The sequence below is a fragment of the Streptomyces sp. NBC_01241 genome, assembly GCF_041435435.1.
In the GTDB taxonomy this organism is placed as follows: domain Bacteria; phylum Actinomycetota; class Actinomycetes; order Streptomycetales; family Streptomycetaceae; genus Streptomyces.
Genome location: NZ_CP108494.1, coordinates 4478967 through 4491788, shown reverse-complemented (window position 1 = coordinate 4491788; position 12822 = coordinate 4478967). Strand labels below are relative to the sequence as shown.

Here is a 12822-nt window from a genome sequence, read left to right as displayed (position 1 = left end):
TGGGCCGCGGAGGCGTTTCAGGCGCGCTTGCAGATGCGGTCGAGGAGGTTGGCGGTGGCGCGCTGGATGCGGGGGTCCACATGGCCGGGGCGGTCCAGGGCCGGAGACCAGGCGAAGGTCCCGGAGGCGAAGACGAGGGCGCCGGACGGGGCCCGGTACAGGGACGTCTCCTGGTGGCGCTTGACTCCTTCGCTGTCGAGGTACGGGGAGTGGGCGAGCAGGATGCGGTTCTCGTGCTCGGGGAGCGCGGTGCGCGGGAAGTAGCGGTCGGCCTCGCCCGCGACCAGGCCGTCGATCTCGTCGCCCTCGCCGGCGCCCGTCGCGTCCCACAGCCAGTGTTCGGCGTTCCGTACGACCAGTGGGTGCGGATCGGGGACCCGGCCCGCGTACTGGATGCCGAGGAGCTGCTGCTCGGGGCGGTCGATCTCGCGCCAGAGCGCGGGCTTTCCCGGGCCGCGTCGCTTGCGGCAGGTGAGCAGCCGGTCCGGGACGCCGGACGGCGACGGGGAGAGGCTGACCTGCCAGTACATGGTGTTGGCGGAGAGGAAGACGAGCGAGGTGCCGTTGTCGCGGGCGAGTTCGGCGGTACGGCGCATGGGCACCGACCAGTACTCGTCGTGGCCGGGGAAGACGAGACCCCGGTAGCGGCTCGGGTCGATCCGACCCGCGTGCAGATCGCGGGTGTCGGCGTACGCGATGTCGTAGCCGTAACGCTCGGCCCAGCGGATGAAGTCATAGGCATGACCGACGTGGAGCGGCAGGCCGGCGCCCGCGTACGGACGGTCGAAGGAGACCGTGACCGCCGCGTCCTCCTCGCCCAGGAGGCGGCCCTGCTCGTCCCAGGCGTGGTAGAGGCTGGCACCGGTGCGGCCGTCCTCCGGGTAGAGGTTGTACGCCTGCCAGGTGATGTCGGGCAGGACCAGCAGCAGATCGGCCGGGTGCGCGTCGCGGACGGTGAACGGGATGTGGGAGCGGTATCCATCGACCGTGGTGAGCACCGCGACGTACGCGCCGATCGACCAGTACGAGGGGATCTGCAGCCGCCAGGACTGCCACCAGTGGTGGCAGGAGACCGTGCGGTCGGCGGTGAGCGGGGCCGGCTGGACGATGCCGGAGAGCCGGGGGCTCGTGGTGATCTGGGCGGCGCCGTCGCCCCCGTAGTGACCGATGCGGTAGATGTCCACGGAGAACTGCTGGGGCGGGTCGACCGTGACATGGAAGTCGATCGCCTCGCCCGGGGCCGCGGCGCCCGTGGAGATGAAGCCCTTGATCTGACGGTGCACGTCGTCGGCCGTATGCGTACCGCCGTCGGTCGAGCCGCGGGCCAGCGTGGGGTCCGCGTACCAGGGGACGACATGGCCGGTGTCGTCGAAGTAGTTCTCACTGCCGCGCAGCCAGGGGAGGGGACCCTGACCGAAGGGATCGGAGACGGCATGTGCGAGAGCACCCGACTCCCATCGGCGAATCTGCTCCGCCCCCATATCGCTTCCCTCCCTCGGTCCCCCGGACAACAACGGTGAGACACCGGCCGCTCGGCACCGGTGACGGCCGACGGCGATGTCACCGGTGACCGCTTCCGGCCGTGCGCCATCGGTGCGCCAACAGTGATGCGCCGACTGTCAGCGTCGATCCCCAGCACATCACATAACGCACGCAGTCCGTCACCGTTCGTCGTGAATCGACGTGAACGGAACCTATCCTTCCGGGTATTGGAGGGGTGCGATGGCGCCCGCGGCGTTACTTGTGAGGGGGTGGGGCCGCTGTGGTCCGGCTCTGTTGCCGTGTCCGACTCTGTTGTCGTGTCCGGTTTTGTCGTCGTTTCCGGTTTTGTCGTCACGGTGCGGGTCTGTTGCCGCGGTGCGGGTCTGTTGTCGCGGTTCGGGTCCGTAGGCGAGGCCGGCTTTGTTGTCGCGGCCGGGTCGGTCGGCGAGGCCGTTGGGGAGTCCGGCTCCGCTGTCGAGCCCGTGGGCGAGATCCGTGGTTCAGACGAGACGGACGGGTTTGTCGGTGCGTACGCCGACCGACGCGAGCCAGGAACACAGTGGTTCCGCGTCGCCGTCCTCGACCAGGCTGAGGACGGAGACGCCCAGATCCGACCGGCGCTCGCCGTCGACCAGCAGCGCAGGACCGTCGAGCCAGTCGAGTCCCGGCGCGGCACCCGCCGTGTCGACAGCGGCGCAGCAGACCATCGCCGCGACGTGGTCGGCGAGCAGCTCCCTATCCGTACGGGGCGGCTGGAGGCGGAAGAGGGGGAGGGGGTCGGGGCCCCAGATGTCCGGGGCGTCCCCGCCCGCGTGAACGTGAACACCACCGGAAACGCCCGCCAGGCCCGCTGTGCCGCCGGCCGGGGGCCGTTGGGTCGCGGCCTCCTCGCGGGCCATCGCGGCGCTGATCCCGGCCGCGAGCTCGTCCCCGCTCCCGCTGCGGCCCGCCAGATGCTCGACGACACGCGCCAGCGTGGGCACTCCGGCGTTGATGTCGGTGGCACCGATGTCCATGGGGAATGCGGGACAGTGGGAATCGGGGCCGGGGCCGTGACTGTCGGCGGCCGGTGCGGGCGCCATGCCCATCGCGTCGAGGACTCGGTGCAGGCGTGCGGCCTCGGTGCGCCACTTCCGGTCGACCACCTCCTCCGGATACTGCTGCCAGTCGACGGGCGACCAGCCGGGACCGGACTCCGCCGGGCCGCCGTGGAAGAGCCGGGCCGCGAGCAGCGACGCGGCCTCGTCGGCCGCGCCCGGCTCCTCCAGGAGGTCACAGGCGGGACGTTCGCCGAGGCGCGAGGTGAATCCGTCGGCGAGCCGGTCGCGCCGGGAGAGCTCGGTGAGTGCGGATACGACGCCCGCGTCCAGCCGGGACGGCCAGCGGCCCATCTGCCAGGCGGGCAGCGCGACCCGGGTGAGCAGCCGGTCCCAGCCCGCGTAGGCGAGGCCGACCTGCTCCTGGGCGACGATCCGCAGACCGTAATCCACAGCCTGTGCCCGAACCGACGCGGCGGCGGCGACGCCCCGCTCCATCTCCGCGGCATGACCGCGACAACTGCGCAGCAGCAGCCGGGCGATCCAGCCGACGAAAACGCGCGGCACCCCGCGGACCCCGGACAGCGGCCCGGGAACGGGCACGGCGGCGTTGGCAATCGCTCCGTCCAGCCCCCGTACGAAACGGCGCGCCGCGGCTATGTCGGGATGCACGGAGGGGCCCGTCCCCGCGACGACCGGGGCGAGCACCGCCCGTAGCTCCGCGACCCGCATCCACCACAGGAACGGCGAACCGATGACCAGCACCGGAGCCGCCTGGACCGGGCGACGGGTCCGGCCCGCCGGACGTGCCGCTGGATCCGCCCCGCGATCCGCTCCGGGGCCGGCCGCGGGCTGCACCGCGGGGTGCGTACGGTCCTCCAGCCAGCTGTCGCAGTCGGGCGTGAGGGCTATCGCCGAGGGCGCGGGGACTCCGAGCCGTTCGGCGAGGTCCCTGACCAGGCGGTAGAGATCGGGGGCGGCCTCCTCGGCGAGCGGAACGGTCGGGCTGACCGCCGGCCTCGCCCGTACGACCGCGAGCGCGACCGCCGTGGCGAGCAGGAGCACGACGACCGCGCAGGCCGTCACGGCCCAGCGCGCCGTGTCCCAGCCGCTGCCGACGGCAAGGCCCTGGGCGCCGGCGACGAACAGCACGACGGCGGCCGCCGCGGGCAGGATGGCGGCGGCTGTTGCTCTGCTGCGGATGCGCAGCAGAGCGAGGGCTCGGGCGCGCGCACTCTGCGCACCCAACTCCTCACTTGTACCGGTACCGGACACGGCCGGACGTCACCCCCTCTGCCCCCGCGGCGGTGTTGTTCACTCCCCCACTGTGGCACCCGTCACTGACATCGCAATGCCAGTGGGCCAAGTGCCGGAATGCTTGCGCCGCACCCTAGTTGGGCGTTCGGCGGGCGTCATCCGGATGGCTCAGCCGTCACTCGATGGAATGGCTTTGGGCAAAGCTGCTGACGCGCCGCTGTTCTTGGGGAAGCGGCGCGTCAGCGGGCGTGGCGTGGTCGTCCGGTCTCAGGCTTCCGCGGTCGTGCTCAGGCTTCTCGGCAGCCCGTGCTCAGGCACCCGCGGCCGTGCTCAGGCTTCTCCGCAGCCCTGCCCGGACTTCTGCGGCAGGCCGTGCCCGGACCGTCGGGTCTCAGGCCTCTGCGGCCTTCCGGGCAATGTCCGTACGGAACTGCGAACCGTCGAGGCGGATCCGGGACAGCGCTGTGTAGGCCCGCTCGCGGGCGGCGGCGAGATCCTTGCCGGTCGCGGTTACGGACAGCACCCGGCCGCCCGCGCTGACGATCGTGTCGCCGTCCCGCCTGGTCCCGGCGTGCAGGACGTACGCATGCGGGGCATCCTGCGCCGCCACGTCGTCGAGCCCTTCGATCGGGTCGCCCGTCCGCGGCGTGCCCGGGTAGTTGTGCGAGGCGATGACCACGGTGACGGCGGCCTCGTCGCACCACGCGAGCGGGGGCAGCTCGTCGAGGGAGCCGTTGGCGGAGCCAAGCAGGACGCCGGCCAGCGGGGTCTTCAGGCGGGCCAGGACCACCTGGGTCTCGGGGTCACCGAAACGGGCGTTGAACTCGATCACCCGGACGCCTCGCGACGTGATCGCGAGGCCCGCGTACAGCAGCCCGGAGAACGGGGTGCCGCGGCGGCGGAGCTCGTCGACGGTCGGCTGGAGCACCGACTGCATGACCTCGTCGACCAGCTTGGGGTCGGCCCACGGGAGCGGGGAGTACGCGCCCATGCCACCGGTGTTGGGGCCCTCGTCGCCGTCCAGGGCACGCTTGAAGTCCTGCGCGGGCTGGAGCGGCAGCACGGTGGTGCCGTCCGTGATCGCGAAGAGGCTGACCTCGGGGCCGTCGAGGAACTCCTCGATGACCACGCGGTCGCAGGCCAGCGCGTGGGCGCGGGCCTCCTCGACGTCGTCGGTGACGACGACTCCCTTGCCCGCGGCGAGACCGTCGTCCTTGACGACGTACGGGGCGCCGAAGGCATCGAGGGCGGCGTCGATCTCGGAGGGGGTGGTGCAGACGTAGCTGCGGGCGGTCGGGACGCCGGCCCCGGCCATCACGTCCTTGGCGAACGCCTTGGAGCCCTCCAGCTGGGCCGCCTCACCGGAGGGGCCGAAGCAGGGGATGCCCGCGGCACGCACGGCGTCGGCGACACCGGCGACGAGCGGCGCCTCCGGGCCGACGACCACCAGTTCGGCGCCCAGGTCGGTGGCGAGGCGCGCGACGGCATCGCCGTCGAGTGCGTCGACCGGGTGCAGTTCGGCCACCTCCGCGATACCGGCATTGCCGGGAGCGCAGTACAGAGCGGTGACATCGGGGTCGAGGGAGAGAGAGCGGCACAGGGCGTGTTCGCGGGCGCCGCCGCCGATGACGAGGACCTTCACGGGGTGCAGCCTAGCCGCCGGGCCGCGGCGGCCTTGACGGACGGCCGCTCCGTGGACACCTCCGGGCACACCGACGAGGCGACCCGAGCAGGCCCGAGCGCACCGGAACGCACCCCGCCGATCGCTGCTACGCGGCCCGGAGCGCAGCCCGGAACACATCCCGCTATTCGTTGCTACGCGGCCCGGAACGCAGCCCGTCATTCGTTCATTCGTTCATTCGTCGCTACTCGTTGGTGAATTCCTCCACGACCGTGGCGCCCAGCTCGCGGACGATGAGGTCGTGCCCGGAGAGCGCCGAGTCGACGAGGTCCGGGTCGTCGGCCTCCGGGGTGTCGTCCTCGGGAGCGACGGATCGCGGGGGCTCGGACGTGGAGTACGACTGCGGTGCGGGCTCGGCGGCGGGTGCGGCGCCCGGCTGCTGGTGCGGGGCGGAGGCGGGCCGGGGTTCGTCATTCTGCTGGGGCGCGGGGGCCGGGCGCTGCGGCGGCGGAGGGGTGGCGGCGGAGGGGCGGCCACCACCGGTCTGCGGGGGCGTGCCCGCGCCGCCCGACGGGTCGACGATCGCCTCGATCTTCCACTGGGCGTTGAACCGCTCGGCGAGAGCCTGCTTCAGCACGTCCTCGCTGCCGCTGCTCGCGAAATTGTCGCGGGCGCCCGCGTTCAGGAAGCCGATCTGGAGGGTGGCGCCGTCGAAGCCGGTGACCTGGGCATTCTGGCTGAGCAGGATCCAGGTGAACCGGCGGCGGTTCTTCACGGCCTCCAGGATGTCCGGCCACATGTTCCGTACCTGGCCGGCGCCCTGCATCGTTCCGGGTCCCGAAGGCGTGGCGGCGGGCCCCGGTGTCGCGGGTGGCGGCTGTACCGGGGCGGCGGGGGCCTGCACGGCCTGCGGGACCGGCGACTGGCCGGGGGCGGAAGCGGTCGGCCAGCCACCGGGACGGCGGCCGGAATCCGGCGCGGCGGCGGTGGGCCAGGCACCGGGACGCTGCCCGCCCGCGGAAGCCGCGGCCGGGGCCTCGGCAGGCGGCTGCGGAGCGGCAGGGACGGCGGGTGCGGCGGGTGTTACGGGCTGCGCGGGTGCTGGGGGCGCGGCAGGTGTGACGGGGGCGGACGGTGCCGTGGGGGCGGGCGCCTCCCCCCGTGCCGCCGCACGCGCGGCAGCGGGTCCGGCGCCGGGCTGCACGCCCGGTGCGACGGGGGCGGGGTCATGGGCGTGGGTCAGGGCCTCCGGCCCGGGTACGTACCCCATGGCGGGCCCCGGTCCCGTGGTCGCGAAGGACGCTCCGCGCTCCAGCCGGTCGAGCCGGGCCTGCAGTGAACGCTCGTCGTCGAAGGCCGCGGGCAGCAGCACCCGGGCGCAGATCAGCTCGACCTGGAGGCGCGGCGACGTCGCCCCGCGCATCTCCGTCAGCCCCTCGTTGACCAGGTCGGCGGCGCGGCTCAGTTCGGCGGCACCGAAGACGGACGCCTGGGCCTGCATCCGCTCGACGACATCGGTGGGGGCGTCGATGAGGCCCTTTTCCCCGGCATCCGGTACGGCCGCGAGGATCACCAGGTCACGCAGCCGCTCCAGGAGGTCGGCGACGAAGCGGCGCGGGTCGTTGCCGCCCTCGATCACGCGGTCCACGACCTCGAACGCCGCGGCCCCGTCGCCCGCCGCGAAGGCGTCCACGATGGAGTCGAGCAGCGAGCCGTCCGTGTAACCGAGCAGCGAGGTCGCCATGGCGTATGTCACACCGTCGTCGCCCGCACTGGCCAGCAGCTGGTCCATCACCGACATCGAGTCACGCACGGACCCGGCCCCGGCCCGCACGACGAGCGGCAGCACGCCGTCCTCGACAGGGGTGTTCTCCTTGGCACAGACCTCTACGAGGTAGTCGCGCAGCGTGCCCGGCGGAACCAGGCGGAACGGGTAGTGGTGCGTACGCGACCGGATCGTGCCGATGACCTTCTCGGGCTCGGTGGTCGCGAAGATGAACTTGAGGTGCTCCGGCGGCTCCTCGACCACCTTCAGCAGGGCGTTGAACCCCGCCGAAGTGACCATGTGCGCCTCGTCGATGATGTAGATCTTGTAACGACTCGACGCGGGCCCGAAGAACGCCTTCTCCCGCAGATCACGGGCGTCGTCCACGCCACCGTGCGATGCGGCGTCGATCTCGATCACGTCGATCGACCCCGGCCCGTTGCGCGCGAGGTCCCGGCAGGACTGGCACTCCCCGCACGGCGTGGGCGTCGGCCCCTGCTCGCAGTTCAGGCAGCGGGCCAGGATGCGCGCGCTGGTCGTCTTGCCGCAGCCGCGCGGACCACTGAACAGGTACGCGTGATTGACCCGGTTGTTCCGCAGGGCCTGCTGCAGCGGGTCAGTGACATGCTCCTGCCCGATGACCTCGGCGAACGACTCGGGGCGATAGCGGCGGTACAGCGCAAGGGACGACACACATACGAGGTTATCCGGGCGGACCGACAACCGGCCCCGGACCGGACGAAGCGCAGCCCCGCGCCCCCAGGAAACACAAGGGCCCCCCACGCACCCGCCAGAGCCGACCTACCCTTGCTGCCTTCCGGCCCTGGGGGAGTTCAGTCAGATAGCGCCACGTGAGGGGCTGACGCCCACCTTAACCGATCCCCACCCCTCCCGGTCCACTCCCCACCCTCCCGAACCACCCCGGACGAGCCCGAGCGGATGCCCGACGGGAAGTGGTTCGCGAGCACTCCTCAACGTCTTGTATTGTTTGCCGCGGAGGATTCGCCTAGTGGCCTAGGGCGCACGCTTGGAAAGCGTGTTGGGGGCAACCCCTCACGAGTTCGAATCTCGTATCCTCCGCCATTGCTCTCACCGGGCAATACGTTGAAGGGCCCCACCGCTTGCGGTGGGGCCCTTCGACGTTGGTGGTCTCAGTCTTGGTCTCAGTTATTTCCGACATTCAAGACATTTCGCCCATGCGGCGAACGCGCCCTCTGCCGACAATCAGCGGTCACGCAACGACGTGCGGCCCGGCCTCGGTCAGAGGGGCCCCGAAGCGGCTCTCCTCGTTCCATCAGGCCAGCGGGTAGCCCAGGGCCAGGGCGGCCTTGCGGAACGCCGGCAGACGGTCGGGGGAGACCGCAAGGTGGCGCTCGCCGATTCGGGTACACAGCACGCGCAGGCGGCGGTCGCTGACGATGAGGGCTGCCAGTGTCTCGTCCGCGCATTCGATGAGATGGGTCTGACCTGCATCGCGGAGTCGGCCGGTGCGACGGCCAGTGTCATCGAGCAGGGTGGTGACGGTCTGGGGCACGGGGTGCGAGGCGGCCTGGTCCAGGTAGCCACGGAGTTCGTCGAGGGTGTGCCCGCGGTCGAGGGCGTGCAGAAGAGAAGCGGTGGTGAGCGTCCAGACCCGTTCGGTTTTCCGGTCGGAGAAAGCGTCCAGGAGAAGTGTGTCGGCGGAGGGCAGCCCGTCGAGGGCGACGATGTCGAAGTTCGCCAGGACGGTGACGCTGCCCGTCGGGACGGCCGAGCCGGGGTCTTGGGCAGGGGCGTAGTCGCCCGTGAGGCCGGCGGCGTGGGCGCCCAGGGGATTGAGGCGGAGTGCGGACAGGCCGTCGTAGCGGCTGAGCTGGTCGAGGTAGTCGCCACCCCAGTTGTCCCGGTAGTCATCGCGGGCGCCCGCCGGGGGGACGTACTCGATGTCGATGAGGCCGAGCGTGGCGGCGTACTCGAAGAGCACCGCCAGGGTGTACCGGCCCTGGAGGAGGGACCAGCCGTGGTGGCCGTCGTAGCCGAGGCTGCCGTATTGCGGATCCTCCAGGTACAGCTTCCACAGGGCGCGTTCACTGCGGTGGACGACTGGATTCAGTCCGGCCGCGCGCATGTCTGTGAACAGGCCGTCGATGGACATCCACTCGCCCGGGGTGAGGCCGGCCAGCGCTTGGCCGACGAGCTTGCGGCGCGGTTTGGCGGCGCTCAGGACGTTCGCCGAGCGCTGGCCCTTGATCTCCTCGACGCGGGAGAACTCGTCCAGGAGGCTGTTGTTCAGCCAGCGTTGCCACAGCTGAGGAATGGTCAGGTGCGGTGGCCGGGTCAGCGCGGCCCGTCCGCGCGTGGTCAGCACGAGCCGACCGCCAGTGAGCTGGGCGAGGCCGCCTGCCTGGAGCAGCATCGGCCAGGCGAAGGCGGCGATGGCGTCGTGCGGATAGAAGTCGCCGCCGTCCAGGACGTCGGCGACCGCCGAGACGGTGGCGGCGCTGGGGCGGCGGGTCTTTTCGCTGCACCGCAGCTTCTGCGTCATACACAGGCGCAGCACCGTCAGCAGGTTGACCGGCGCCTCGTGCTCGGTGCGCCGGACCCGTGGAGCGCCGCTGGGCTCCTTTTGCTGTTCGACCGGTATCACTGCTCGTGCTCCCCGCTTCGTGCCGCTCGCGTCCCGTTCCTACAGATGGGCAACGTAGTCGTAGTTGCCCGGACCGCAGGTGCGCTCGAGGATCTGGACCATCTTGCGCGGGTTGTCGTAGGGGCCGGAGAAGTAGAACGGCTTGCCGCCCCTGCCGAAGCCGATGACGGGCCGGTCGCCGGGCGGGGCACCCAGGTGCACTGCTGCGTCCGCGAAGCCGCCCGCGGGCTCGAAGCCAAGACCGCGGGCGTAGGCGACCGCATCGTGCACGATCGTCTGCGCCTGCTCCACGCCGATCGGCAGCGGCCGATGATCGAAGGCCGAGTAGTACATCGGTACGTAGGTGGTCAGGGATCCGGACCCCATCACCTCGGGGTCGGTGACGTTCTTGACTCCCAGGCAGTAGACGTCCACCAGGAACCCGGTGACTGTCACCCTGCTGGCACGTTCCTGGCGGGCCAGGAGAATCTGGGCGAAGCCGCCCGTGCCCGGGTCCGGCTCCTGGCCGAGGGGGTCGGCCGCCGCCCAGTCCGGGGCTTTGGCCATGCCCAGTCCCGCGCTCCAGCCCGCGTTGACCCAGCAGCCCACCACCGGCCGCTCATCCGGCGCGATGTTCCCCAGCGCCGCCTCGGCGACCCGTCTGACCAGCGCGGTGGCCTGGGCCGGGCGTAGCCCCAGCGCCTTCGCGATCTGCTTCGGCGCGCTGCCGCGCTCCCTCATCTCCCGGACCCGGGCCAGCAGTTCCTCGTCGCGTGTTGTCACCGTCACAGTCTGGCACCTCCGTGTCGCCCCATGCGAAGCACAGGGTGCGCCGGCGGTGCTGCCATCCTGGGTTCGGGTGATACGGGATACGAACCGGAACAGGCAGGTCGGCATGGGTGAGACAGTGGGCGGGACCGTCGAGCAGGTGCGAGCGCTGGTCGGTTGGGTCGGCGCGGGCCGCAAGCTGACCCAGACCGGCCGTGTGACGCTTGCCGACGCGCGAGCACTGGTGGAGGTTCTGGACACCGGCGACCGGATGGACCCGGTGATCGGGGACCGTACGTTCAAGACGAAATCCAGCGAGGAGCTGTACCACCTCACACTGCTGGTCGAGTGGGCGAAGGCGGCACGACTGCTGCGGACCGCGGGCGGGCGCCTGCTGCCGGTGAAGAAGAACGCCAGGCTGCTGGACCGCCCCGACGAGCTGCGTGGCGCGCTGTTCGCCGCACTGCCGCGCATCGGCCCGGCCGTGACGGTCTCCGGCTGGCTGGAATCCCTACTCTCGCACGAGTACGGCCGGGGTCTGCGGGCGTTGCTGCAGCGGCTGTACGCGACAACCGTCCCGGTGCCACTCAGCGACCTGTACGAGGTGGTGTGGCAGGCGGTCAGCCCGCTGTACGTGCTCGACGACCTGTCTCCCGACCGTCTGGGGCATCTGCGTACCGCCAATGACCACGACATCCAACGGGTCCTGAAGGCCCTGGTCTCCCTGGGCGCTGTCCATCTCACCGATGAATGCGCCGAGTTGACGACGGACGGCCGTACCGAGACGGCCCGGATGCGCGGCGAGCCCGAGCCCGGCGACGCGGTGTTGCGGATCCTCGTCGAGCTCGCCGACGTAGACGACCCCCCGGTTTGGCGGCAGTTGCTGGTGCCCGCCGCGATCCGCCTGGACCGGCTTCATTCCGTGATCCAGGACGCGATGGGCTGGCAGAACTGCCACATGCACGCGTTCACCATCGACGGTGTCCAGTACGGCCGTCCCGGCGGCGAACTCGGATTCCGCGACGAGCGCACCGCCACACTGGCCGCCCTGCTCAAACCGGGCGTCCACTTCGTGTACACGTACGACTTCGGGGACTCCTGGGAGCACCTCATCACCGTGGAGCAGGTCCAGACAGCCTCAGCCGGGCTTCACTATCCGTACTGCATGGACGGTGCCGGGACGTGCCCGCCCGAGGACTGCGGCGGCACCCCCGGCTACAGCGATCTCAAAGTGATCCTCGCCGACCCGGCACATGACGAACACCACGCCATGCTGGTGTGGCTCGGACTTCGGTCCGCCACGGAATTCGCCCCGGACCGTTTCGCGCCGGACGAGGCCAACGCGCGGCTGCTGCGCCTCACGGCACCATGAAGGACGAGCCGTCCGGCCACGCCACCGTTCGCGGCCCTGGGCGCTACCGACTGGTCCACCGACCCGGCTACGCCGCGCCGAGACAAGACGTACGGGCCGACCTTGCAGCCTGACGTTCAGGTCTTGGGCGTCGACTACACGGCGACGAGGCGCACTCTGTCGCCGCACAGCTTCGTCATGTCGTCGATGTCCGAGGTGAGCATGACGACCAGGCGGCGCTGCCGCAGCGCCATCTCGGCCACGGCGGCGTCGACGGCGTATTTGTGACCATGAAGCCCAGCATTGATCAGCATGGCTGAGGCGGCCTTGGCCTCCTCGTCACCGATGTGCACGATCCGCACGCCGGACAGGACCCAGGCGAGCCGCGCCTTCTCGGTCCGACGATGCACCGCTTCAATGATGGTGAGTGCGCTGATGACCACCTCCATGCCCCGCTTGCGGGCTTCCGCGATGAGGGCGACGACGGGCTCGTGATCACTGACGAACTTCGAGAGGCCCTCGCAGTCGAGAACGAGGGTGCCTTCGTGGCTCAGCTTGCGGCGGGCCACTGCCCCTCCTCGGCGAACACCTCGTCGAAGACCTGGCGTGCCCGCTCCTGCTCATGCTCGGAGATCGGCCCCTGGCGGCGTTCGTAGTCGGCCAGGTACTCATCCAAGATCTGACCGCGCAGCTCGCGCTCCACCGCTTCGGTGATGAACGCGGAGAACTCACGCTTGCCGACCCGTCGGCGAATCGCCTCCGCCGTCCCCTCGGGGAGGGAGAGACTGACCCTGGTGGCCGGTCCTTCGCCGACGCTGTAAGGAATTTCGCTCATGGAACCGACATTATCAAACAAGTAGGAATTTCGTCGCGCAGCATCCGCCGAACGACGCGAGCCACCCATCCGGCACCTCGTGGTCTCAGTTCTGGTCTCAT

At 70.9% G+C, this 12822-nt stretch carries 9 protein-coding genes, 1 tRNA gene and 1 other RNA gene; 2 read left to right on the top strand and 9 right to left on the bottom strand.

From position 1 onward, the window contains the following. Positions 1–17 precede the first annotated feature (17 nt). From OG306_RS20015 to ffs, 5 genes are all read right to left on the bottom strand, one after another. On the bottom strand, positions 18–1481 hold the full coding sequence (locus tag OG306_RS20015; RefSeq protein WP_266747468.1) for a N,N-dimethylformamidase beta subunit family domain-containing protein: 1464 nt from the start codon (positions 1479–1481) through the stop codon (positions 18–20). 501 nt (positions 1482–1982) lie between these two features. Continuing rightward, positions 1983–3794, bottom strand: coding sequence for a hypothetical protein (locus tag OG306_RS20010; RefSeq protein ID WP_266747467.1), 1812 nt, complete (start codon positions 3792–3794; stop codon positions 1983–1985). A gap of 373 nt (positions 3795–4167) precedes the next feature. Continuing rightward, the gene (gene purD, locus OG306_RS20005) at positions 4168–5418 is read right to left on the bottom strand and encodes a phosphoribosylamine--glycine ligase (RefSeq protein WP_266747466.1); all 1251 of its coding nucleotides are present in this window, start codon (positions 5416–5418) and stop codon (positions 4168–4170) included. Between the two features lie 223 nt (positions 5419–5641). Further along, positions 5642–7855 carry a DNA polymerase III subunit gamma and tau gene (locus OG306_RS20000; RefSeq protein ID WP_266747465.1) on the bottom strand — a complete coding sequence of 738 codons (2214 nt, stop codon included), beginning with the start codon at positions 7853–7855 and terminating at the stop codon, positions 5642–5644. A 75-nt stretch (positions 7856–7930) separates the two neighbouring features. Further along, positions 7931–8025: signal recognition particle sRNA small type (ffs, locus tag OG306_RS19995), an RNA gene on the bottom strand. Positions 8026–8157: 132 nt separating this feature from the next. Here ffs and OG306_RS19990 point away from each other — a divergent pair. After that, a tRNA-Ser gene (locus OG306_RS19990) sits at positions 8158–8245 on the top strand. Between the two features lie 211 nt (positions 8246–8456). On the opposite strand, the gene OG306_RS19985 is transcribed toward OG306_RS19990, so the two are convergent. After that, positions 8457–9788, bottom strand: coding sequence for a helicase-associated domain-containing protein (locus tag OG306_RS19985; protein ID WP_266747461.1), 1332 nt, complete (start codon positions 9786–9788; stop codon positions 8457–8459). Positions 9789–9827: 39 nt separating this feature from the next. After that, entirely contained in the window at positions 9828–10556 is a 729-nt protein-coding gene (locus tag OG306_RS19980; protein WP_266747460.1) for a hypothetical protein, read from the bottom strand. 106 nt (positions 10557–10662) lie between these two features. On the opposite strand from OG306_RS19980, the gene OG306_RS19975 reads away from it, so the two are divergent. Then, entirely contained in the window at positions 10663–11907 is a 1245-nt protein-coding gene (locus tag OG306_RS19975) for a plasmid pRiA4b ORF-3 family protein (protein ID WP_266747459.1), read from the top strand. A gap of 134 nt (positions 11908–12041) precedes the next feature. Here the strand turns inward: OG306_RS19975 and OG306_RS19970 are convergent, their stop codons facing one another. Continuing rightward, on the bottom strand, positions 12042–12455 hold the full coding sequence (locus OG306_RS19970) for a DNA-binding protein (RefSeq protein ID WP_266747458.1): 414 nt from the start codon (positions 12453–12455) through the stop codon (positions 12042–12044). Beyond that, the gene (locus OG306_RS19965) at positions 12437–12721 is read right to left on the bottom strand and encodes a hypothetical protein (protein ID WP_266747457.1); all 285 of its coding nucleotides are present in this window, start codon (positions 12719–12721) and stop codon (positions 12437–12439) included. Before OG306_RS19965 ends, OG306_RS19970 begins: the two co-directional genes overlap by 19 nt. Positions 12722–12822: the final 101 nt, after the last annotated feature.